Source organism: Paraburkholderia sp. MPAMCS5, assembly GCF_036016995.1.
GTDB lineage: Bacteria > Pseudomonadota > Gammaproteobacteria > Burkholderiales > Burkholderiaceae > Paraburkholderia.
In genome coordinates, this window is record NZ_JAYXBK010000011.1 from 18,307 (window position 1) to 41,760 (window position 23,454).

Genomic DNA, 23,454 nt, shown 5'->3' on the forward strand with positions numbered 1-23,454 from the left:
AACTTAAGAATTTCACCGGCCACGACACACGAGAATAAACCATGATCGTTAGTAACGCCAAGTTTTACCATTGCTTACGTTTTTGCCGAGTAACAGTGCGTCGATGACAACCAGGCGCAGCAGCAACTTCCGAAATCGACCGACCCTTCGACGAACATCCTGACGCCCATCGTCTGCATTCCTGACAGAGTAAACGCCAGCAGCCACGACCAACGGCGCGCTCCTGCGCGCTTGAGTCAGACGGCGCGGTGAGTCTGCTCGGCAAGACCGAGTCGATGCACGAGCTGCGGCGCGCGCATTCAGGCAGCGGCGCGGAAGGCGAGTCCAACCTTATCCGGCGAATCCGCGGCGAGTGACCGAGAATGTGCATCGTCGTTCACGTCGACCACGGAATCGAAAGATCCGTGATCAGCACGTCATGTCATACGACGCAGCAGTTTGACCAATGCGGCGGAACAAACGGCGTGGCCGACGACGGCGACGCCGGCATGCGCTTCGAGCATAGTCTTCGCACCAAGCAGAACAAACGGATGAACATCCATCGGACAGAATGACTCGAAGATTCACCAGGATTTCTCTCGCTTCCTGTAGGAATATTTATTAGATATGCGTAGCAAATTAAAAGCGCTTTACGCACATCTCGATAGACAGCGACTTTGAATACAACAGGCAAGGAGGCAACCATAAAATCATCGCCGCGAGCGAGGAGAAAATCGGAGCGCTCCGAATCCTTTGGTGAAACAAACTGTCAATTACTGCATGAAGGCAATAAAAGATTCAAATACTCAAAATGAATAATCAGCGCATTTCCGCGCTATGGGATTAGCGCGGCGCCTGCTTTGTCATTACGCAGCGCGCGCGGAAAAATCGGCAACGCGATTAGCGCACAAAGGCTCGCGATGGCCCACACCATCGGCCATGAGCCGAGCGACAGCAGCAGTGGAATCGCAAGCGGCGTCAGGAAGAGCGTGAGGAACACGCAGGTATTGCCGATCGCCAATGCGGTGCCCGCGCGGCTCGTGCCGGCGAGCGTCGCGAGTTCGGTGAACGCGACGCCGTGCCACGCCGAGGCGCTCACTCCGCCGAGCACGATCATCGGCGCGAAGATCGGGGCTGCGAACGCCGTGACCGCGTGATGCGTGCCGGTGATGCCCGTCGCGAACGCGAGCGCCGCGAACAACAGCGCGCTCAGCGCACTGCAACCGCGCATGTACGCGCGACGATTGCCACGCCGGTCCGTCCACCTGCCGCTCCAGACTCGCGCGACAGCGGCGCCCGCCTGCACCGCGGCCATCGCGAGGCTGATCGTCACTACGCCGGCGCGGCCGAAGTCATGCAGAAACACCGTTCCGAACGTAATAACCGCGAGCTGCGGCACGCACAGCGCGCCCGCGCCGAGCGCCACTCGCCAGATGCCGGGTTCAAAAAGCGGCGAACGGCGCTTTGTGGCCGTGGCGTCCGGCGCGACGCGATGCGGCGCATGCGCGGCGCGACAATCGAGATGCGGCGGTTCATGCAGCCAGCGCCACGCGAACGCCGACGTCGCCGCGCCAGCAAGTGCCAGCGCGCCATACACGCTCACGAAGCCGAACTTCGACGCGAGCGCCGGCAGCAACAGCGCGCCGAGGCCGCCGCCCACGGGCACCGCGGTTTGCCGGATGCTCATCGCGAGGCCGCGCTCGCCCTCGCGAAACCACGCCATGACCGCGCGGCCGCTCGATCCGTTGACGCTGCCGCCGAGCAAACCGACGAGCAGCAAGCCGAGCGCCAACGTCATCACGCCAGGCACATGCGAGCCGGAAGGCGACGCAAAGAGCGCGAGTCCAGCCAGCGCGGCGGCAGTCGAAAGCAGTCCGAGCAGCAGCACGCGACGGTCGCCCCATCGGTCGGTCAGGAGTCCCCACGGCAACTCGCTGACCGCGATGCCCAAGCCGAGCGTGCCGAGCACGAGACCCAGGCCGTCGTTGCCGAGGTGATAGGCAGAGCGCAAATAAACCGCCGTGGTCGGAATGCCAGAAAACGCCGCCGAAAAGCTCGCGTTCGCGGCGAACCCGACGCCGAGCACTTTCCATTTGTGACTCGCCGCGCGGCCCCGCGCTAGTGGGCCGTGGTCCGTCAATCCGTATGCCATGACTTCCTCCGTTGTGTCCGTGCCGAATCCGGAGGCATGCTACGGCGACGCCTTCCATCGGAAAATCCGGAATTTCAGATGCCATCCATCGGATTTAACGAATCATGAGCCAGCGCGGATTTGACCTCACGCAATTGCGGACTTTCGTGGCCGTCGCCGAATCGGGCAGCGTTTCGGCGGGCGCCGAACGCGTATTCCTGTCGCAATCGTCGGTGAGCGAGCAGTTGAAGAAACTCGAAGAGCGCGCTGGCCAGCCGCTCTTCGTGCGCAGCAAGCAAGGCGTGAGCGCGACGCCCGCCGGCAGCCGCCTGCTCGATCACGCGCGGCGCATCATCGCAATGAGCGAAGCGGCGTTCGAAGACCTGCAAGGCCGCTCGCTCGACGGCGAACTGCGCATCGCCATTACCGATTACTACCGTCCGCACGACATCGCGCGCATTCTCAAGACGTTCTCCGAACAGCATCCGCGTCTGAGGCTGCATGTGACCGTGTCGCCGAGCGCCGTGATCGACAGCGCCGCCGGCGACGACGCCTCGTTCGACATAGGCCTCTCGTTGCGGCTCGTGACCGGCAACCCGCGCGCGTCCAGCCGGCGCGGCGACGCGAGGAGCACCGTCGTGCGCCGCGAGAAACTGCTATGGGTCAGCGCCGCCGATGCCGCAGCGCGATCCGCCGCGCCCTACCGACTCGTGCTGCTGCCGTCGAACTGTCAGTTGCAGCGTTTCGTCGTGAAGCTGCTCGACGAAAACAAGGTGTCTTATGTGATATCGCATTCGGCATCCGGCGTCGCCGGGTTGCAACTCGCGTTGAAGGCCGGGCTCGGCATCTCGTGTCTGAATGAATCGTCGATTGGGGAAGGCGTGGTCGCTTGTCCGACAAGCATTGGCTTGCCCGCATTGCCGGCGGTCGAGTTTCACCTATTGCCCGGACGAATCGGCGAAAGTGAACGAGTGAGCAGTGCGCGTACCGCACTTATTCGACTTTTCACTTGATCCATATCAAACGATCACGTTGAAGCTTTAGCGCCCGCTTCGGAGAAGCGACAAGTATTGAAAGCGCATAGATCGCCACCTATGATGATGAGAAGCACTCCGTCTCATCTCATCAGTTTCACCTGCCATCGTGCTATTGACGCTTGCAACGAAATCCTGCACCCTGCTACGCACCGTCAGACAACTAACGCATCAATCGGGCAACCTGAAGCCATTGCCCTGCGGCCTGCTCAGGCCGGCCATAGTTTTAGGGAAGCAACTGCGCTGGAAGCAAACATGAATGTTTCGCTCTCCAGAATAAGCGCGCTTTTCATTTGCTGTTTGCCAACTGCTTATTAAAGAAGAGTAGTAGACCCGCTGTGCGTGGCTTATCGAAATGACAAGCGAGTCGTCATAAGCCGCGCGCGAAGTAAATCGACAAAATAACGTTCCCCAGCGAGGCCCGACGTGCACCGTAGAGCGATGGGATTTCTGTTTGTGCTTTACGTCTTATGGAGCGGCGCCGCGCTCGCCGCCGCCAGTGTGCCTGGCGCGATGCCCTCCGCCATGGACGAACGCGTGCGCGCCTGCACCTCGTGTCATGGCGTGCAAGGTCAAGGTCTGAACAACGATTACTTCCCGCGCATCGCCGGCAAACCGGCCGAGTATCTGTTCAATCAGCTCACCGCATTTCGCGACGGCGGCCGCACCTATCCGCCGATGGGTTATCTGCTCGCGTTTCTGCCTGACGACTATCTGCGCAAGATCAGTCAATACTTCGCCGACTTGCAGCCGCCCTATCCGAATGCCGACCAGTCCGAGGTCTCGCCCGCTGTGCTCGCCGCCGGTCAGCGGCTCGTCACACAAGGCGATCCGGCGCGCAAGATTCCGGCGTGCATCGCGTGTCATGGAGCACGCATGACGGGCAGGCAGCCGGGCATTCCTGGCCTGCTCGGTTTGCACGCGAGCTATATCGCCGGGCAAATGGGCACGTGGCGTTCGGGCACGCGGCACGCGCTCGCGCCGGACTGCATGCATTCCATCGCCGTGAAGCTGACCGACAAGGACATCACCGCGGTATCGAGCTGGCTCGCGCGCCAGCCGCGCCCCGCCGATCCGCGGCCCGCGCCGGCATCCGCGGAGCGCCTGCCTCTCGCATGCGGGAGCCAACCGCAATGAAAACGACATTTCGACCGCTTCGCGTGCTGTTCTCCGTACTCGCCGCCACAGTGCTCGTCGCACTATTCGCGGCCGGCAGCGCGACGTTCACGCGGGCGCCGCTGACCTCGCTGATCGGTGAAGCACGCGCCGCCGACTCCGCAACGGCATCGGCATCGGCATCGGCCACGAAAGCCAACACCGCCGCCGACACCCGCCCGGACATCGTGAAACGCGGCGAATACCTCGCACGCGCGGGCGATTGCGTGGCGTGCCACACCGCCCCGCGCGGCAAGCTGTTCGCGGGCGGCCTCGCCATGGAAACGCCGTTCGGCACGCTGTACTCGCCGAACATCACACCCGACGCGCAGTACGGCATCGGCACATGGAGCCAGGAAGCCTTCTTCCACATGATGCGCACGGGCATCACGCCGGAAGGCGCGCTCCTCTATCCCGCCATGCCGATCGCGCAATACACCAAAGTCACGCGCGAGGATTCGGACGCGATCTTCGCTTATCTGAAGTCGGTCACGCCGGTGCGCGAGCCGAATCACAAGCACACGCTGCGCTTCCCGTTCAATCAGCGCAAGTTGCTGTACGGCTGGCGCACGCTCTATTTCCGCGAAGGCGAGTTCCAGCCCGATCCGACTCGCTCCGTCGAATGGAATCGCGGCGCGTATCTGGTCGAAGGGCTCGGCCACTGCACGATGTGCCACACAAAGATCAACATGCTCGGCGGCTCGTCGCAAAGCGAGCAGTTCGCCGGCGGCCTGATTCCCGTGCAGAACTGGTATGCGCCCTCGCTGACGTCCGACAAGGACGGCGGCCTCGGCGACTGGAGCATCAAAGACATTGTCGATCTGTTGCAAGCGGGCATTTCGGACCGCGGCGCGGTGTACGGCCCGATGGCGGAAGTCACGTACCACAGCCTGCAATACATGACCGACGAAGACGTCAAGGCAATGGCCGTGTATCTGAAGACGCTGCCTGATAATCGCGGCCGCAAGTCCGGCCCGACGGCGCCCACCGGCACCAACGTATTCGCGCTCGGCGAAAAAATCTACGCGGACAAGTGCGCGCTGTGCCACGGCGCCAAAGGCGAAGGACAACTTCAGCACTATCCGCCGCTCGCCGGCAATCAGTCGATCGAAATGGACTCTGCGGTCAACCCGATCCGGATCGTGCTGAACGGCGGCTTCCCGCCCGGCACGATGCGCAATCTGGAGCCGTACGGCATGCCGCCTTTCGGGCAGGAACTGAATGACACCGAGGCCGCCGCCGTCGTCACGTATATCCGCACTGCCTGGGGCAATCATGGCAAGCCCGTGACCGCCCGCGAGATCAACGACTTGCGCAAGGCGCCGCTGCACTAGGCGTCCTGAACGCCGCACTCGCCGCCGCACCGAAACGCCGCACCGGAAACTGGAGGACCTCTAGATGGAACCGAACGATACCCGCAGCGCGCGCCCGCCCACTGACGAAGAAGTGGAACGCGTGGTCGTCGCCGGTCCGCATGGTGCGATCGCCGTGGCGGGCGTGGCCACGCTGATCGTGATGGCGATCTGGTTCGGCTTCTACTTCCTCGTGTTCCTGCCGCGCGGCGTCGTGCACTGATCATGTCCACCGATTCCCAACACCCACCTGGCGGCGGCCACGCAGTCGCGGTACGCGCCGAGCGTCGCTGGGCGATTTTCGCCGGCGCGCTGATCGTGCTGATGCTCGCCGTGATCGTGTATTCCGGACTGCATTGGGCAATGATGCCGCCCTCGCGCGTCGAAACGATCGACCCGTCGCGCCTGCAACTCTCGGGCGAATTCGTCGAAGACAACCTCGGCAGCGCGGTCGAGCCGGACGGCTCCGTGGTCGTGCGTTTCATTGCGCAGCAGTATTCGTTCACGCCGCAATGTCTGCTCGTGCCCGCCGACACACCGATCACGATTCGCGCGACCAGCGCCGACGTTGTGCACGGCCTGCTCATCACCGACACCAATGTCAACACGATGGTCGTGCCCGGCTACGTCGCCACACTGAATACGCGTTTTGACGCGCCCGCCGATCACAACATGCCGTGTCACGAGTTCTGCGGCTTCGGCCATCAGGCCATGTGGGCGCATGTGAAAGTGATCGACAAAGCCGCCTTTTTCGAACAGGCCCGACAATCACGGAGGCTGAGCTGTGTTTCACGCTAAGCGACTCGTTCTCGCGCATTTCTGGCTCGCCTTTATCGCGTTCATCATCGCGCTGTTGCTCGGCGCCTGGCAGATGCTGGTGCGCAGCCCCTTCGCGCCGTGGATCGGCGACCCGGAACTCTACTATCGCTCCGTGACCGCGCACGGCTCGGTGATGGCCTATGTGATGCCAACGCTGGTCGCAATGGGTTTCGGCTACGCGATCGTCGAGCTGGCGCTCGGGCAGCGCCTCGCCGGCCTCAAATGGGCATGGGCGGCGTTCATCATGCTGGCAATCGGCGCGGTGATGGCCATGGTGCCCGTCGCGCTCGGCAAGGCCTCGGTGCTCTACACCTTCTACCCGCCGATGGTCGGCAGTCCGTTCTATTACCTCGGCGTCGTGCTGGTCGTAGTCGGCTCGTGGATCTGGGTCGCGCTGATGCACGTGAATCTGCGTATCTGGAAGCGCGCCAACCCAGGCAAGGCCGTGCCGCTCGCCATGTTCGCCAATGTCGCCGGCGCGTACTTGTGGGCGTGGACCGCCGTCGGCGCGGCGCTCGAAATCCTGTTCCAGATTCTGCCGGTCGCGTTCGGCCTGAAGGACACGATCGACGCCGGCCTCTCGCGCGTCCTGTTTTCGTGGACGCTGCACGCCATCGTCTATTTCTGGCTGATTCCGTCCTACATCGCGTATTACACGCTGGTGCCGCGCGCGATCGGCGGGCGGCTCTACAGCGATTCCATGGCGCGCGTGTCGTTCATCCTGTTCCTCGTGTTCGCGATGCCGATCGGCATCCACCATCTGTTCGCCGATCCGCAGGTCGGCTCCGGCTTCAAGTTCCTGCACGCGGTATTCACGGGCATGGTGTCCGTGCCGACGCTGCTGACGGTGTTCACGATCTGCGCGTCGGTGGAAATCGCCGGCAGGCTGCGTGGCGGCAAGGGCGCATTCGGCTGGGTCGCGGCATTGCCGTGGCAAAACCCGATGATGCTCGTCCTCGCGTTCTCGTTCGTAATGCTCGGCTTCGGCGGTGCCGGCGGTCTGATCAACATGAGCTATCAGCTGAACACGACCGTGCACAACACGCAGTGGGTGACGGGTCACTTCCATCTGATCTTCGGCGGCGCGATCGTCATCATGTACTTCGCGATTGCCTACGAACTGTGGCCGCAGCTCACGGGCCGCGCGATCGGCTCGCTCAGGCTCGTGCGCGCGCAACTGTGGCTGTGGTTCATCGGCATGATGGTCGTGACGCTGCCGTGGCATTACGTGGGTCTGCTCGGTGCGCCGCGCCGCATGGCCTACTACGACTACTCCATGCCCGGCCTCCAGTCGCAGGCGTTCTGGGTCGGCATGTCGGCGGTGGGCGGGTTGATTCTCGTGGTGTCGGGCGTGCTCTTCATCTACATTCTCGCGAAGTCGCAATTCGGACCGGTGGTTCAGCAGCAAAGCTTCCGGTTCTCCAGCGCGGTGCATCCGGTCGAGCGCGTGCCCGCCGCGTTGAACAGCTTCGGCTTGTGGGTCGCGTTGATGATCGGCCTCACGGTCGTCAACTACAGCGTGCCGATCGTCCAATTGCTCAGACTGCCGCAGACTTCGGTGCCGGCGGTCGTCGTCGGAGCGCAGCGATGAACGAGGAACGCATCTTCAGTTTGCGCAACCCGTGGTTCACGATCAGCGTGGCGGGCACGCTGGCGATTGCCGTCGTGGCGGCGTTGATCGGCTTCATCTGGCTGCCTTCGGCGAACAGCGCGTTTGCGAACCGCAGCTTATGGGCGACGATTTGCGGCGCAGCCGGCGTGCCGTCGAGCTGGTATGGCGGCGCGAATATCGCCGGCCCGGCGCCGAGCGACGTGGTGGTTCTGCCGCCGTTGCGGCGCGTGCGAGCCGACGTCGATTCGATCGGCCGCGGCGCGACGCTTGCCACGCAGAAATGCTCGATGTGTCACGGCGTGCTCGGCACGGTGCAAGTCACGGCGCCGGGGCTGGCTGGCCAATACGCGGACGTCGTCTACAAGGAATTGCGCGATTACCAGCAAGGCGTGCGGCAAAACTCGATCATGCAGCCGATCGTCGCGGCGCGCAGCGATCAGGATCTGCACGATCTCGCGGCCTACTATGCGTCGCTGCCGCGCGGTCCCGCCGCCGAAGTGCCGCCCACCGGCAGCGAGCCGGATGCAAACGCCGTGCGTCTCGCGATGCAGGGCGATCCGCAGCGCAATATCGCGCCGTGCGCCGCGTGCCACGGGCAACTCGATCGCAAGGGCTCGGCGCCGTGGCTCGGCGGGCAGTCGTCTGTCTATCTCGCCGCGCAGATGCGCGCGTTCGCTTCGGGCGGGCGCCACAACGACATCAACGAGCAAATGCGCAATGTCTCGCGGCAGATGACGTCGGCGGAGATCGATAGCCTCGCGAAATACTACGCGGCCTTGCAGTAGACAAGATTCGCGCGCAACGCGGGGACGCGGCGCGCGGAGGTTTTGAGGCGCGCCAGACTCTTCGCCGACGCAGTCCTTCCCGTCTGAACACCGCCACCGCCTGCGTCAACCTTCTCCGCCGCGCCCAGCGGCAGCGCGACGGCAAAGAACGCGATCATGAGGGTCAGGCAACTGCGGATCGACAAATTTTTCCGCATCGGGCTAGTCTCCATGTGCGCTGCCTGACCGGATATTCAGTACAGCTTGCCTCGGCCACACGTGCTGCGCCCAAGCTGGTTCGGCCGGGTCCGCAACTTTTTTGTCTGAATTGAAGCGAGCGCCACGAATAGGAACTACGGCGGAACGGGTGGAACCCTGATGGCGGAAGGCGTACCCTTTGCGGCACATTGAATTGCAAGCGGAAGCACGCAGTTTCTGACGTCCGGCGAGGACCCGACCGCCGGGCCTTAGGCGTCCTGCCTGTTTCCGGTGAAATCGACGCGAGTGTCTCTGGAGCATTGCCATGTCGGAAATTGGCTCGGCCCTGCTGGTTTTTGTCCTGCTGCTCGTGTCGACCGGATTCGGCGTATGGGTTCGCCCGCTTCTGCCCGAGGAACACAAGGCGCACGAGACCGTGCAACTCGTGCAACTCGTGATTGGCATGCTGGTGACCTTCGCCGCGCTGGTGCTCGGCCTGATGACGGCGTCGGCCAAATCGAGCTTCGACACGGCCGAGAACGATCTGCGCGCCTATGCCGCCGACATCACGGAACTGGACATGACGCTGCGCGATTACGGCAGCGACACCGACGCCGCGCGCAAGCTGCTGCGCGTCTACATGGCGGCGGCCATTGCCTCGACGTGGCCGAGCGAACCGGCTCCGCCGGGCGAATATCCGAAGAACCTCGTCGCGCCCGGCGACTCGCAGACGCTGGAAAGCCCGCAACTCGGCGAAATGCTGACTTCGGTGGGGCGGCAATTGCGGCAGTTGCGCGCGCGCGACCCGCTGCAACAGCGCACGCTCGAAGACGGTTTGGCGCAGTTTCGCCGCGTGGTGGATGCGCGCTGGAAAATCATCGAGGAAGTGCATAGCTCGATTTCCCAGCCTTTCTTCAAGACGCTGACGTTCTGGCTGTGCGTGATTTTTCTGAGCTTCGGGCTGATCGCGCCTCGCAATGCGCTGGCGCTCGTGACCATTTCGCTCGGAGCGGTGTCGATTGCGTCAGCGATTTATGTGATCGTGGATCTGGATACGCCGCTCACCGGTCCGATCGTGATTTCCAGCGAGCCAATGCGGGATGCGCTGGCGCATTTGACACCGTAGTGGCCGCGGCGGCCCGTGAAAGATGAAAAAACCCCGCTGGATAAGCGGGGTTTTTCGAGGGTTCTGCAGGGAAAGGCGATTTAGAACGTTTATCCACACTAAAAAGTGTTGGTAGCTGGTTCGATGTGAGTGAGTAAAAGGCTTTCGCGCACTCCGGTCCGACCGGAGTGTTGGCAGCACAAATTTCGAAGCCTCATTGACGCCTTTAGAGCGCCCCCAAACCTCGTTTTGTGGGTAATGTTTTGAAGTTATGACTAGGCTTGCTGACGCGAGGATGGCATGGTCGGAAGCCCGATAATGCTGAGCTTCCAACCCCATCAGGGCGTGGTCTAATGCGACCTTGCGCGTATGTGCCTTGGGAGGCGCAAGCACAGCCCGGCGAGCGGCTTTCAGTTTACCCACCAGAAGTACCTGGGTCTGTGCGCGCGTGATTGCTGTGTACAGCAGGGTACGGTCCAACAGCCTTGAGTCCGTCACCGGCACGATGAGGCGGGGCCATTGAGAACCTTGTGCCTTGTGCACCGTGACCGCGCGACCGCGCGACCGAGTTCGATGCCCTCGAGCATGTCCTCGGTCAACGGGCGAAGCACGCCGTCGTCCCATTCAACCCAAGCGAGAACGGCGGGCGACGCTGCAGGAGCCTCTACAGGCAGGGCCTCCACCCTAACGATTTTGGCCACGCGATAGTTTGAGTCGTTTGTCGTTGTATCGACGTATATCTGCCCAAAGGAATCGACCTTTCGGTCTACAGTCACGAGGAATTCGACTCATCGCCGACAGCCGCTATAGTCGGTCTCGTGCAACTCACAGTTTCGGTTGACCATTTCGAGGTCATCGCTACGACCCATGCATCAGCAGGTCAATCTCAAGGTCCTAAACATAAATCCCACTGTTGCGCTCCACCCTTGATACCGCCAAGCAATTCACGCGTGATATCCAGTGCGAATTTTGGGGTTTTCTTGACCCATCTAATCGACGACGATCATCGTGACTTGTCATGGCAGACACAATGCGATTGCTTCAATCTTCTCACTAACCTGTTTGCATATGCCAAATAGCGACATGACGATGTTTCGTAAGAAATTCATTCTTGGCGGTAGCATGATTGCGATCGTAACGACATTGCCGCCTGCTTTCGCGCAAAATAGTAACGAGATGATCTGTAGTGTCAATGCAAAATTGTTGCGTAGCGTTGGGACGTTGCAGGACGTCAATACGATGATGGACATCAGGTCGGTTGACAATAGCCCGAGGAGGCACGAACCTTTTATGATGGCGACTAGCTATTTCCGTAATGCGAAAAGGCCACAGGATTTCGCGCGAGCACTGCGTCTTTTCGAAAGAGCGGCGATGCACGGTGATGTGGAAGCCTCTTTTATCCTAGGATTTATGTTTGCTGAGGGGTACGGGACACGCCGGAATTTTTGTAAATCCGGCTACTGGTATTGCACGGCGGGTGCGCGAGGAATCGAAGAAGCAAAGTACGCGCTGCGGGCGCAATGCGATCGTTTCGAACTGGGAACTGTTTCCAGGTAACCGCTCGCGACGGGATCGACGAATCGGAATGGGTCGGCTCGCACATGTCATTTTTGCGATCTCATTACCAAGAGTGTTGATCGATCCTGTCGCACAGCGACGCCGTTCACTGGACGCAGTGTAATCAGGTCGAGTAGTCGGCGTTAATGCTTACATATTCGGCAGACAGGTCGCATCCCCAGACGGTGGCGTCCCCTCCACCGCAACCAAGTTCGACAGCAATGCGCACGTGCTCAGCACGCATCACACCTGAAAGCCGCTCGAGATCACCTGCTGTTAATTGACCCGGAAAAACCTGAAGATCGCCGAATCCGATGCGCACGCGTTCGGGTTCGATATCAAGGTCCTTTTCGCACTTGCCGATTGCCATCGCCACACGCCCCCAGTTCGGGTCGGCACCGTGAATCGCTGTCTTGACCAAGGGAGAATTCACGATCGCCTTTGCAACGCGCTTGGCTTGTGCTTTGTCACGTCCACCTTTGACTCCAACCTCCAGTAACTTCGTCGCGCCCTCGCCGTCGCGTGCGATCTTTTTGACCAACGCGAGAGCCATCTCATGTAGAGCCTTTTCGAACTCATGTTCCGGCACCTCTCCAGCCAACCCGTTCGAGAAAATGGCGACCGTATCGCTCGTGGACGTGTCGCTATCGATGCTAAGGCAATTAAAGGTTGCATCAACAACTTTGCGGAAGATACGGTTGCGTCACTACTTGGCTCAATATCACGTCGACCAAGCTGTACGGCTCCTGAGGTCACCAGAATTGGATGAAAGCCAACTGAGCGAAGTGCATGCAGGTCATCGCATAACCGCGCGATTAACGCGTGATTTGGATTGTCTGCGCATGTCAACGTACTGCTGCCAAGTTTGATTACAATCTTTGAATGCTTGGTTGCCGTAAAATCTGCGTTCATTGTCAATTGATTTTATAAGCCTTTCCAATCGAGTAACATTGGGCAACGTCGAATAAATACACGCCTCACCGAAATTACGCGGGATTTATTTTGTTTTTACCAGAAGCACTGCCTGATTGAATCCCTCACTATGAAGGTCGAGCGATCCGTCAGTAAAATTCAGATAATAAAATGTCTCCGGTGAGATGGCCGTCGTCGATGTCCAGACATTCGCGCCTTCGCCAAAGTCGGACGAGGCTACATTCGGGAAGGCCCGCGTATCGATCTTCGGCCCCTTGCATGTATTGACGCGGAGTGACGCCAATTCCTTTACATTTGGTACTCGCCATCCCAGTCCCGCTCGTTTCACTGCCACAGATGCTTCCTTCTGCGTCAGGCCGAGTACCTCCCCGTCACATCGCTTCGTTTTTTTGTTCCAGCTTGTTCCAACGACACACCTTTGCCAGATCAATCCGGATTTTTTATCAATCGCGACATCCTCCTTCAGACCTATGGTAGGACGTGTCATCGCAAGGCATGCCGAGTAGCTATAAGTTGAAGTCACTATCAACTGAATGCAGAAGGCGACGCCTACCGAAGTTCTAGAAATAGATTTCACAAGATAATATTCTGTTAAATTAAATTTAAAAAAATAAAGCAGATTTTCCGATTCTCTATAAAAATCATATTTAACTAGATTCGGCGGGAAGCGGAATTTTAATAAAGCAGTCCTGATGTGACGTCACGGATAATTGAATATAACAACGGATCATTTGTCACGCGAATCCGTCCACTTGCGCCGACCCGTCCTCTGGATATGTCAGCCCATCTGACAAACTGACAGTTTTCGTAGCATTGGCGCGTAGCAATCGCAGGTCCGTCCTGATATCGGATCAGCGGTTCGTTCGCATGTTTTCCGATGTACCAGACAAAGACGTACTCGGGATTTGTCGAATCATCGCCCGGCACTTTTTGGTATACAAATGCGTCGCCCTTTTTCATGACGTATGAGGGTGACTGTCGAGGCATCGTGGTCGCTGGATTACTCCCTGACTGCGCGTTTGCAGTGGATGTGCAAATAGCGGACAGTATCATTGCCAGGCCACGTGCGAGAGGTCTGGCGCCCCTTTCGCGAAATCGTGTTTTTTTTGCCCCTGTGGCGCTTCCAACTTACCTAGGACAACTTTACGAGACATGACGGTTGCGCCTCGTCACTCTACTCTGCCTGACAAACTTATGCCCTGAAGGTCCGCGCCGGTAGCCTTGGCGAATTCATCAATTGACTTCCAACGCCGTGTGCCGTCTGGCGCGCCAAAGCAAAGGTCCGTCTCCTTTGGCTCGTCATCTGATGAGCCAGAAACGGTACCGGCGCTTGCCCTCCAGGCTAACGCTATCAAGGTCTTTTTCCCTGTCATGGATACTTTAAGCACGCGAATCCATGCAGCGTGCTCGCCAAATTCCGACACACTGCCCGACTCCGCGCCATCTTCGATCGAGTTGCGGCGTGCCCATCCGACAAGAACAATTTTCGTTACTCTTCCCGAAGAATCCAGTTGCTCCTGTCGCTGCACTTGTTTCCCGAGGAGTCTGAATCGTGCAACTGGAATGTGTGAGTTCGCGTGGAAAAATTCAGCAATAACCCAGTCACCCGAAGAAGAAACAATCGGAACATCCCGCCGACGGTCGTAACGATAAATGTCCTTTACGTTCGCCAGAACTGAGCGCCGCACGGTGGCATTGGGAAAATAGTATCGCGCGGGTTTGAACGAATTTGTCTCTGATCTTATAGAATTTTCCGGATTCATATCCAACACCAGTTGTCGCGGGTCGATGGTTAGGGATAAAAGTCTGCTTCCATCAACTTCCGCGAAGTAAGGCGGGTGAGATGATTCAAGGATATGTGGTGCCGCTATCGCGCTTATCGGCATTCCAGACACAATAGCGTTTAAAACGAAAAGCCAAACAGCAGCAGTTATGCGTACACGATAGGAAAGCTTTCCTGGAGACAAAGGATACCCAACCTTCTCGCGATCGTTGACGTACGCGACGACATTTCCGAATTTCGAGTATAGGTTAAGGAAATCTCGCTTTTCCAGGTCAAGCCCTCGAACAAGAGCAAAGCCCTTCTGCTTAAGGACATCCTTGACCATTTCTGGATCGGCGTCCAGGAACGCATCTTTGTTAAATTGTACCCCGAAGCCACTGGGCAAAATTGACTCATTCTCGTAAAGACAAAGAATCTCACTCATTTAGTACCTCGTCTTGAAAATAAAAATTTCGATATATAGAATCTATAAAAATACTCGCTCACCGTATTTGATTTATAAAATCGCCTTCATAAATCAGCCCATATTGGCGATACGGCATTTTTTCTGATTGCTGTTACCGAGAATTCGGTCGAAATGCAGATGAGGACTGCGCGAGGAAAAAGCGGCTCTGTGTACCTCTTTCGAGGACTGCACTGATTGCAGCAGAACATCTTCCATGCTGGTTACGATGGTGCTCTTTGTGGAACGATATGGAATTTGAGGATATTTTGCGAAGATGTTTGCTCGCGAAATCGCCTCTGCGAGCAGACCATCAGGCTCCGTGACTTGATTGACAATTCCATAACGAATAGACCTTTCTGCGGAAATACCTTCGCATGCGAATACGATTTCCTGCATGGCAGCGTATCCGATCGCATGCTGAAGAATCGCAACTCCAACGGAACACCCTATTCCGTGCCTCAGCTCTGGCATTCGGAACTCCGCTGATGAAGCAGCTACCCGCCAGTCGAACATCATCGAAAACTGGAATCCCATTCCGATGGCGTAGCCGTCGATTGCCGCGATCGTGGGTTTTTCAACCCGTAGTACGCTCAGATAGAGGTCCGTAACACGATCAATCCATTTATCAACGTCTTCGCCACCACACAATGCCGGACTTCATTGAAGTCGCCGCCGGCGCTAAACGAGCGATTGACGCCACCTGTCACCACAATCGACTCTACGCTCGTGTCTTTGTTAGCCGTGGCAAGAGCTCGCTTAATACTGTTCTCAAGCTCTTCGCTAAATGCGATTGTTACTGTTTTGGTGGTTTAGCGTGATTACACGGACCGATCCAATATCGTTTTCTAGTACGAGTGACATATCTCATTAAAAATCGCGGAATAAAGATATTCTGACCCGTTATTTTTTGGGAAAAACCTATCAAAGCAAATAGGTTGTATCGAGATAACTATGTAATGTGCGTGCGCTACGCATCGACTAGGTCGCTCACTGCCACGCCATCACCGCCAGAGTCGATTGTCGCCGGCAGCGGTCTTATGTTTCCGTAATCGCGTTGCCCGCGTCGCCTAGCCAATCAAACTAAAAATATTCATACCGCAATGGCGGTATGGCATAAGGGTGAAATCGCGCCTTGCACCGGTCAGCGCGGCAAGCACCGCCTCAGGTGCAGCGTCGACAAACGCCACAGCTTCTGGAGGACAGGAAGTCACTCACTCCGTGAGTCGCTTCGACAAGCGTTGTTCGTTTGCTCATGCTTTTTAAGTAAAGGCCAGCGGGTGAAATGATGTCTTGAATGCGGTCCCGCCTAACTAGACGGGACCGTGTGCCGATGCTTACCAGCGATAGCCGCCTTGAAGCTTTAACGCGGTTGAACCACCTGATGCCAAAGAGACGGCAGCTGCGAGATTTAGGTTTGCCGTTGCTTGGTAGGCCATAGCGACGCCCACGGCTGCACCATGCTGACTAGCCGGTCTTGTTCCTCTTGGCTCAGACCTTCGCGGACGTCAAGTTTCGCTCGTCTAGATACCGGGGGAATGTGTTCCCGAAACGCGGTCAGGGCTCGGTCACTTTCCGCCTTGAATTCCCGTTTTAATTCTTTTGGAAGGGTGGAACCGACGTAGTCGGATATGAAGGCGAGAAAGTCGGCGATGTATCGGAGGCGCGACGCCTGGGTCCCAGGGTCGACAGGCTTGCGATCGGTGACATTGCTCCGCCGACGCAGGCCCATTTTTGCAATGTGAATGACGTTGGACTTGCTTTTATCTTGCCGATCCTCATCGAGGTCTCGGGCTCGATACTGGGCCGCTGACGCTAGGCGGCGGTTAAGTTCCACAGCGCTCAGAAACCGCCCCTATGCCAGCCGGTCGAGCAAATTGACCTTCGCAATGCCCAGCTCCCGGTAAAGAAGAGCAAGACTGCAACAGACGAAGTGGATCGTGTTCGCAGCTCGGCCCCCGCTTTCAGAACGTGTCCAGAAAGACTTTCACTTCATGAACTGGAAGTCCATAAGGGGCCTGCAGAACCGAGCAGCGCCCTCCGTTCCGAAAGCGTATTCGCTTCGCGACGTATTGCGGCATCTACCCACCTTTTTGTCGAGTAGTGGTTCAGTTATTTATTCAGTAAAGCACAAAAAATGTGTGGGTAAAGAAAAAGCCCACGCTCCATGGGAGGGCGAGCTGCTACCAACAAAAACTGCGTTAGTCAGATTCAGAACGGAATATCGTCGTCCATCTCATCGAATCCGCCGCCGGCCGGCGCGCTCGGACGGCTGGAACCGCCGCCGCCGCCGCTGCTGCTGCCGCCACGCGAACCGCCGCCGCCCGACATTGCACGGCCGCCGCCACCGCTGCGCTCCGACGGCTCGCCACGGCTATAGCCGCCTTCGTCGCCGCCGCCCATCGAACCGCCGCGGCCGCCCAGCATTTGCATCTGCTCGGCGACGATTTCCGTCGAGTAACGGTCGGTGCCGTCCTGCGCCTGCCACTTGCGCGTGCGAATACGCCCTTCCAGATAGACGGACGAGCCCTTCTTCAGGTATTCGGACACGATTTCCGCGAGGCGGCCGAAGAACGACACGCGGTGCCACTCGGTGGCCTCTTTCATTTCACCGGACGCCTTGTCCTTGTACCGATCCGTCGTTGCAAGGCGGATGTTCGCCACTGCGTCGCCGCTCGGAAGATAACGGACTTCCGGATCGGCTCCGAGATTGCCGACGAGAATGACCTTGTTCACGGATGCCATGAGTTTCTCCTGTTGATTCGATATCGGGCGGCGCGCAATTCGCGGTTCGCGTCGCGGCGCCCGCGGGCCCGAGATCGGAACTGCGTCTCTGCCCGCCGCCGGGTGAGTTCTGTGTGATGCCGGAGCGCGCTGAATGCCCCGAGTGCGCCGCGAGCTTCCTGTTACGCCTTGCGCGGCGGCTGTTTCATCTTGGCGGCGATTATAAGCCAGCAAAAGACGAGCCCCGAGCAAGTGAAAAACACCGCACTCTGGCCATCCACCTTCAGCAGCCAGCCGCCGATCATGCCGCCGAGCGCAAGACCAATGGACTGCGTGGTGTTGTAGACGCCCGCCGCGGCGCCCTTGCGGGTGCCCGGCGCCAGCTTCGACACCAGGGAAGGTTGCGACGCCTCCAGAATATTGAAGCCGAGAAAATACACAAAAAGGATCGCCGCCACACTCAGAATCGTATGCGGCGCGACGCCCAATAACAATTGGCCAATAAGGATAAGCGCGATGGCCGAAAGCAGCACGATCTTCATTTTTCCGCGCTTTTCGGCAGCGATGATCGCGGGAACCATCATCACGAACGAAAGGCCCATGACCGGCAAATACACCTTCCAGTGCGACGCGACCGGCAGACCGCCGGCTTCGAGAATGCGCGGCACGACGAGGAACAGCGCGGTTTGAGTCGCGTGCAGCACGAGCACGCCGAAGTTCAGGCGCAACAGTTCCACGTTGTGCAGCACCTCGGCGAACGGCGCGCGCACGTGCACGGGCTTTGGCGCATCGGGCACGACCCACAGCACGACGCCCACGGCCAGAATGGAGAACACGCCCACCAGCGCGAACAGGCCGCTCATGCCGACCCAATGGAAGACGATCGGCGCGCCGACAATCGCCACCGCGAACGAGATGCCGATGCTGCCGCCGACCATCGCCATGGCCTTCGTGCGATGCTCCTCGGCGGTCAGGTCGGCGATAAACGCGATCACCGCCGACGACACCGCGCCCATGCCCTGAATCACCCGGCCGACGATGATCCACGTCATGTCGTGCGCGCCCGCCGCCACAAAGCTGCCGAGCGCGAAGATCAGCAGGCCCGTCGCGATAACCGGCTTGCGGCCCACCTTGTCGGAAATCCAGCCGTAAAAGATGTACAGCATGGACTGCGTGACGCCGTATGCGCCGAGCGCAATGCCGACCAGCAGCACGTTTTCGCCGCCGGGAATCGTCTTAGCGTAGATCGAGAACACCGGCATGATCATGAAGAGACCGAGCATGCGCAGCGCGAAGATGGCGGCAAGCGACACGGTCGCGCGCAGTTCAGGCGCGCTCATGCGTGAAGATGTGGCGGACGGATTGGACATCGGAAGCGTTCTTTGAATGAGCTGGGCGGCACACCGGGCAAACATGCGGCGCGGCATGACTTTGACGCACAAGCCAGGCGGCCTTGCAGCGTTCGCGCTCGTGCCTCGCAGTGCGCCGGCCCTTTCGGGGCCCGGGCTCTCGCGTTGCTACCGCATGTTTCACGGCGCCTTGTACTCGCGGAAAACGGCCCCAGTTAGCCTTTTTGCCGCTGCGCTGAACCACCGTCTTACAGCTTGCCTAAGGCCCGGTTCAGGCCGTCAGGAAGCCGTAACGGCGGCCTTGAAAAGTCGTTATAGTAGCAGGTTTAGCCTCTTCCTCTTTCCGCAGTTCATGGAATAAATCCGTGGAACAAATCCGTATTCGTGGGGCTCGCACCCACAATCTGAAGAACGTCAATCTCGACCTACCGCGTCACAAGCTCGTCGTTATTACCGGCCTTTCGGGCTCGGGTAAATCGTCGCTCGCATTCGACACGCTTTATGCGGAAGGGCAGCGGCGCTACGTCGAAAGCCTCTCCGCCTACGCGCGCCAGTTTCTGCAATTGATGGAAAAGCCCGACGTCGATCTGATCGAAGGTCTGTCGCCGGCCATCTCGATCGAGCAGAAGGCCACGTCGCACAATCCGCGTTCCACGGTCGGCACCGTCACGGAAATTCACGACTACCTGCGGCTATTGTTCGCACGCGTCGGTACGCCTTACTGCCCGAATCACGAGATCCCGCTCGAAGCGCAAAGCGTGTCGCAAATGGTCGACGCCGCGCTCGCGCTGCCCGAGGAGACGAAGCTCATGATCCTCGCGCCGGTCGTGGCGGATCGCAAGGGCGAGCACGTCGAGCTGTTCGAGGAAATGCAGGCGCAGGGCTTCATCCGTTTTCGCGTGCGCTCGGGCGGCGGCACGGCCAACGAAGGCGTCGCGAAGATCTATGAAGTCGACTCGCTGCCGAAGCTCAAGAAGAACGACAAGCACACCATCGACGTCGTGGTGGACCGCCTGAAAGTGCGGCCCGACATGAAGCAGCGCCTCGCGGAATCGTTCGAAACGGCGCTGCGTCTCGCCGACGGCCGCGCGATCGCGCTCGAAATGGACACGGACAAGGAGCATCTGTTCAGCTCCAAGTTCGCCTGCCCGATCTGCTCGTATTCGTTGCAGGAACTGGAGCCGCGCCTTTTCTCGTTCAACAACCCGATGGGCGCGTGCCCGGAATGCGACGGCCTCGGCCAGATCACGTTCTTCGATCCGAAGCGGGTGGTCGCGCATCCGTCGCTGTCACTCGCGGCGGGCGCCGTGAAGGGCTGGGACCGGCGCAACCAGTTCTACTTCCAGATGCTGCAAAGCCTCGCGGCCTTCTACGACTTCGACATCGACACCGCCGTCGAAGACCTGCCGGAAAAGGTCCGCAAGATCCTGTTGTTCGGCTCGGGCAAGCAGGAAATTCCGTTCTCATACATCAACGAGCGCGGCCGTGCATCGGTGCGCGAGCATGTGTTTGAGGGCATCATCCCGAATCTGGAGCGGCGCTATCGCGAGACCGATTCGACCGCGGTGCGCGAGGAACTGGCCAAGTATCAGAACAATCAGCCGTGCCCGGCCTGCGCCGGCACGCGGCTGCGCCAGGAAGCGCGCTTCGTGCGGGTCGGCGCGAACGGCGACGCGCGTGGCATCTTCGAAATCAGCGGCTGGCCGTTGCGCGACGCGCTCGGCTATTTCCAGACGCTGCGCCTCGAAGGCTCCAAACGCGAGATCGCCGACAAGGTGATCAAGGAAATCGTCGCGCGGCTCATGTTCCTGAACAACGTCGGGCTGGATTATCTGTCGCTCGAACGCAGCGCCGAGACGCTCTCGGGCGGCGAGGCGCAGCGCATTCGCCTCGCGTCGCAGATCGGCTCGGGTCTCACCGGCGTGATGTACGTCCTCGACGAGCCGTCCATCGGTCTGCATCAGCGGGACAACGACCGGCTGATCGCCACGCTCAAGCATTTGCGCGATCTCGGCAACTCGGTGATCGTCGTCGAACACGACGAAGACATGATCCGCATGGCCGACTACGTGGTCGACATGGGCCCGGGCGCCGGCGAACACGGCGGCATGGTGATCGCCGAGGGCACGCCGAAACAGGTGCAGGCGAACGCGGCCTCCATGACGGGGCAGTACATGTCCGGCGCGCGCACCATCGAGTACCCGGACGAGCGCAAAGATCCGGACGAGCGGCATTTGCGCATCGTCGAAGCGCACGGCAACAATCTGCGGCATGTCACGCTCGATCTGCCGGTCGGCCTGCTCACGTGCGTGACCGGCGTCTCGGGTTCGGGCAAGTCCACGCTGATCAACGACACGCTGTATCAGGCGGTCGCGCATCATCTGTACGGGTCGTCCACGGAGCCGTCGCCGTACGAATCGATCGAAGGTCTGGAGCACTTCGACAAAGTCATCAACGTCGACCAGTCGCCGATCGGCCGCACGCCGCGCTCGAACCCGGCCACCTACACCGGCCTCTTCACGCCGATTCGCGAGCTGTTCGCGGGCGTGCCGGCGGCCAAGGAGCGCGGCTACGATCCAGGCCGCTTCTCGTTCAACGTCAAGGGCGGGCGCTGCGAATCCTGTCAGGGCGACGGCGTGCTAAAGGTCGAGATGCACTTTCTACCCGACGTCTACGTGCCGTGCGACGTCTGCCACGGCAAGCGCTACAACCGCGAAACGCTAGACGTGCAGTACAAAGGCAAGAACATCAGCGAAGTGCTCGACATGACGGTCGAACACGCATACGAGTTCTTCAGGGCGGTGCCAGTCGTCGCGCGCAAGCTGAAGACCCTGCTGGACGTGGGTCTCGGCTATATCCGCCTCGGCCAGTCGGCCACCACGCTGTCGGGCGGCGAGGCGCAGCGCGTCAAGCTCTCTCTGGAACTGAGCAAGCGCGACACGGGTCGCACGCTATACATTCTCGACGAACCCACTACCGGGTTGCACTTTCATGACATCGCGCTGTTGCTCGAAGTGATTCACCGATTGCGCGATCAAGGTAATACCGTCGTGATCATCGAGCATAATCTCGATGTAATCAAAACCGCCGACTGGGTCATCGACATGGGTCCGGAAGGCGGCGCGGGCGGCGGCCAGATCATCGCGCAAGGCACGCCCGAGCAGATTGCGAAGTCCAAAGCAAGTTTTACCGGCAAATACCTGGCGCCTTTGCTGAAACGCGCGGCCAGTAAAAAGTAACGCTGCACAACACGGGTTGGAGACGGATAAGCCATGGCCAAGCGGAATCAGGCGCGCGACGACGGGCAAGTGCAGGACCTACGCCCACGCCCGGTCAGGCTGACCAGCGACATGAGCTTGCCGAAGCTCTCGGCGGTCGAGATCGGCAGTTATGTACTGATGTTGTTCGGGATGTGGGCGGTGATCGAACTGAGGCTGCTCGGCGCGCTGCTCGCCGGGCTGCTGGTGTATCAGCTCGTCCATACGATCGCGCCGCGCATCGAGCGCCATATGTCGAGCAAGCGGGCGCGCTGGCTCGCGGTGGTGTTCCTGTCCACGCTGATTGTCGGCGCGCTGACGGGGCTCACGCTCGGCGTCATCGAGCACTTCGAGAACGACGTGCCGAGCGTGCAGAAGCTGCTCGATCAAGCCATGCAACTCGTCGACGAGGCGCGCGGGCGGATTCCGCAATTCATCGCGAGCTATCTGCCGGTCGACGCCGAGCAGATGAAGAGCAAGGCGACCGAACTCATGCAGACGCACGCCAACATGCTTCAGCAAAGCGGCAAAACGGCGGCGCGCGCATTCACGCACATTCTGATCGGCATGATCATCGGCGCGATTATCGCGATCAGCGCGCAAAAGCATATGCACCGGCTGCCGCTCTCCACAGCGTTCGTCACGCGCGTGAGCCGTTTCGCCGACGCGTTTCGCCGCATCGTGTTCGCGCAGGTGAAAATTTCCGCGATCAACGCAACGTTCACCGGCATCTTCCTGCTGATCGTGCTGCCTGTTTTCCACGACCAATTGCCGCTCTCCAAAACGCTGGTGCTGGTCACGTTCATCGTCGGCTTGCTGCCGGTGATCGGCAATCTGATTTCGAACACGATCATCGTCGCGGTGGCGCTGTCGGTCAGCTTTCCTGCCGCGATCATGTCGCTCGCGTTCCTGATCCTGATTCACAAGCTCGAATACTTCCTGAACGCGCGCATTGTCGGCGGACAGATCGAGGCGCGCGCGTGGGAACTGCTCGTGGCGATGCTCGTCATGGAAGCCGCGTTCGGCCTGCCCGGCGTGATCGCCGCGCCGATTTTCTACGCGTATATCAAGCGCGAACTGATCTATCTGCGGCTCGTTTGAGCCGATTCAGAAGGCCCGCGACAAACGCTCGCAGGCAAAGAAAAGCGGCACCTCGGTGCCGCTTTTTTCATTCCCGGCAGTCGATGCGCGCCTTCGTGTTGCCCTCCAGCCAGGCGCCGGCGCCGCTGCGCCGCCCGCGCAAAGGAAACTTGCGGCTCC

21 protein-coding genes and 1 pseudogene are annotated in these 23,454 nt (G+C 59.6%); 11 read left to right on the forward strand and 11 right to left on the reverse strand.

All coding sequences use genetic code 11. From position 1 onward, the window contains the following. Positions 1 to 814 precede the first annotated feature (814 nt). Positions 815 to 2,131, reverse strand: a complete 1,317-nt coding sequence (locus tag VOM14_RS22275; RefSeq protein ID WP_327630917.1) for an MFS transporter — start codon at positions 2,129 to 2,131, stop codon at positions 815 to 817. Between the two features lie 104 nt (positions 2,132 to 2,235). On the opposite strand from VOM14_RS22275, the gene VOM14_RS22280 reads away from it, so the two are divergent. The 7 genes from VOM14_RS22280 (at position 2,236) to VOM14_RS22310 (ending at position 8,867) form a co-directional block, all read left to right on the forward strand. Further along, positions 2,236 to 3,123 (forward strand): LysR family transcriptional regulator, encoded by an 888-nt coding sequence (locus tag VOM14_RS22280; RefSeq protein ID WP_327630918.1) that lies wholly within the window; start codon positions 2,236 to 2,238, stop codon positions 3,121 to 3,123. Between the two features lie 462 nt (positions 3,124 to 3,585). Then, positions 3,586 to 4,281, forward strand: a complete 696-nt coding sequence (locus VOM14_RS22285) for a c-type cytochrome (protein WP_442955574.1) — start codon at positions 3,586 to 3,588, stop codon at positions 4,279 to 4,281. After that, positions 4,278 to 5,633, forward strand: a complete 1,356-nt coding sequence (locus VOM14_RS22290; protein ID WP_327630922.1) for a c-type cytochrome — start codon at positions 4,278 to 4,280, stop codon at positions 5,631 to 5,633. The genes VOM14_RS22285 and VOM14_RS22290 overlap by 4 nt, the downstream gene beginning before the upstream one ends. 64 nt (positions 5,634 to 5,697) lie before the next feature. After that, the gene (locus VOM14_RS22295) at positions 5,698 to 5,874 is read left to right on the forward strand and encodes a hypothetical protein (protein ID WP_327630923.1); all 177 of its coding nucleotides are present in this window, start codon (positions 5,698 to 5,700) and stop codon (positions 5,872 to 5,874) included. Positions 5,875 to 5,876: 2 nt separating this feature from the next. Next, entirely contained in the window at positions 5,877 to 6,449 is a 573-nt protein-coding gene (locus tag VOM14_RS22300) for a cytochrome C oxidase subunit II (RefSeq protein ID WP_327630924.1), read from the forward strand. Beyond that, the gene (locus VOM14_RS22305) at positions 6,436 to 8,061 is read left to right on the forward strand and encodes a b(o/a)3-type cytochrome-c oxidase subunit 1 (protein WP_327630925.1); all 1,626 of its coding nucleotides are present in this window, start codon (positions 6,436 to 6,438) and stop codon (positions 8,059 to 8,061) included. Before VOM14_RS22300 ends, VOM14_RS22305 begins: the two co-directional genes overlap by 14 nt. Next, positions 8,058 to 8,867 (forward strand): c-type cytochrome, encoded by an 810-nt coding sequence (locus VOM14_RS22310; protein ID WP_327630926.1) that lies wholly within the window; start codon positions 8,058 to 8,060, stop codon positions 8,865 to 8,867. Before VOM14_RS22305 ends, VOM14_RS22310 begins: the two co-directional genes overlap by 4 nt. Here VOM14_RS22310 and VOM14_RS22315 read toward each other — a convergent pair. Continuing rightward, positions 8,849 to 9,064, reverse strand: coding sequence for a hypothetical protein (locus VOM14_RS22315; protein ID WP_327630927.1), 216 nt, complete (start codon positions 9,062 to 9,064; stop codon positions 8,849 to 8,851). The genes VOM14_RS22310 and VOM14_RS22315 overlap by 19 nt on opposite strands. Positions 9,065 to 9,369: 305 nt before the next feature. Here VOM14_RS22315 and VOM14_RS22320 point away from each other — a divergent pair, with 305 nt between their 5' ends. Then, entirely contained in the window at positions 9,370 to 10,170 is an 801-nt protein-coding gene (locus tag VOM14_RS22320) for a bestrophin-like domain (protein WP_327630928.1), read from the forward strand. On the opposite strand, the gene VOM14_RS22325 is transcribed toward VOM14_RS22320, so the two are convergent. Beyond that, the gene (locus tag VOM14_RS22325; RefSeq protein ID WP_327630929.1) at positions 10,069 to 10,773 is read right to left on the reverse strand and encodes a helicase C-terminal domain-containing protein; all 705 of its coding nucleotides are present in this window, start codon (positions 10,771 to 10,773) and stop codon (positions 10,069 to 10,071) included. The two genes, VOM14_RS22320 and VOM14_RS22325, sit on opposite strands and share 102 nt — an antisense overlap. 459 nt (positions 10,774 to 11,232) lie before the next feature. Here VOM14_RS22325 and VOM14_RS22330 point away from each other — a divergent pair, with 459 nt between their 5' ends. Next, positions 11,233 to 11,706 (forward strand): tetratricopeptide repeat protein, encoded by a 474-nt coding sequence (locus tag VOM14_RS22330; RefSeq protein WP_327630930.1) that lies wholly within the window; start codon positions 11,233 to 11,235, stop codon positions 11,704 to 11,706. Positions 11,707 to 11,830: 124 nt separating this feature from the next. On the opposite strand, the gene VOM14_RS22335 is transcribed toward VOM14_RS22330, so the two are convergent. From VOM14_RS22335 to VOM14_RS22360, 8 genes and pseudogenes are all read right to left on the reverse strand, one after another. Then, on the reverse strand, positions 11,831 to 12,400 hold the full coding sequence (locus tag VOM14_RS22335) for a bifunctional ornithine acetyltransferase/N-acetylglutamate synthase (protein ID WP_327631074.1): 570 nt from the start codon (positions 12,398 to 12,400) through the stop codon (positions 11,831 to 11,833). 59 nt (positions 12,401 to 12,459) lie between these two features. Continuing rightward, a pseudogene (locus VOM14_RS31465) lies at positions 12,460 to 12,618 on the reverse strand (hypothetical protein); the annotation flags it as partial. An 85-nt stretch (positions 12,619 to 12,703) separates the two neighbouring features. Then, complete coding sequence (locus VOM14_RS22340) at positions 12,704 to 13,126, reverse strand: Lcl C-terminal domain-containing protein (RefSeq protein WP_327630931.1); 423 nt, start codon at positions 13,124 to 13,126, stop codon at positions 12,704 to 12,706. Positions 13,127 to 13,808: 682 nt separating this feature from the next. Beyond that, positions 13,809 to 14,846: a hypothetical protein gene (locus VOM14_RS22345; RefSeq protein ID WP_327630932.1), complete on the reverse strand. Its 1,038-nt coding sequence runs from the start codon at positions 14,844 to 14,846 to the stop codon at positions 13,809 to 13,811. A gap of 93 nt (positions 14,847 to 14,939) precedes the next feature. After that, the gene (locus tag VOM14_RS22350) at positions 14,940 to 15,515 is read right to left on the reverse strand and encodes an enoyl-CoA hydratase/isomerase family protein (protein ID WP_327630933.1); all 576 of its coding nucleotides are present in this window, start codon (positions 15,513 to 15,515) and stop codon (positions 14,940 to 14,942) included. After that, positions 15,458 to 15,658 carry an enoyl-CoA hydratase-related protein gene (locus VOM14_RS31470; protein ID WP_442955575.1) on the reverse strand — a complete coding sequence of 67 codons (201 nt, stop codon included), beginning with the start codon at positions 15,656 to 15,658 and terminating at the stop codon, positions 15,458 to 15,460. The genes VOM14_RS22350 and VOM14_RS31470 overlap by 58 nt, the downstream gene beginning before the upstream one ends. 1,417 nt (positions 15,659 to 17,075) lie before the next feature. Beyond that, entirely contained in the window at positions 17,076 to 17,609 is a 534-nt protein-coding gene (locus VOM14_RS22355) for a single-stranded DNA-binding protein (RefSeq protein ID WP_327630934.1), read from the reverse strand. A gap of 161 nt (positions 17,610 to 17,770) precedes the next feature. Further along, positions 17,771 to 18,958 carry an MFS transporter gene (locus VOM14_RS22360; RefSeq protein ID WP_327630935.1) on the reverse strand — a complete coding sequence of 396 codons (1,188 nt, stop codon included), beginning with the start codon at positions 18,956 to 18,958 and terminating at the stop codon, positions 17,771 to 17,773. A 344-nt stretch (positions 18,959 to 19,302) separates the two neighbouring features. On the opposite strand from VOM14_RS22360, the gene uvrA reads away from it, so the two are divergent. Beyond that, a complete protein-coding gene (gene uvrA, locus VOM14_RS22365) occupies positions 19,303 to 22,176 on the forward strand; it encodes an excinuclease ABC subunit UvrA (protein WP_327630936.1) in 2,874 nt (957 codons plus the stop codon). A gap of 33 nt (positions 22,177 to 22,209) precedes the next feature. Continuing rightward, positions 22,210 to 23,295, forward strand: coding sequence for an AI-2E family transporter (locus VOM14_RS22370; protein ID WP_327630937.1), 1,086 nt, complete (start codon positions 22,210 to 22,212; stop codon positions 23,293 to 23,295). The last annotated feature ends 159 nt before the right edge of the window (positions 23,296 to 23,454 follow it).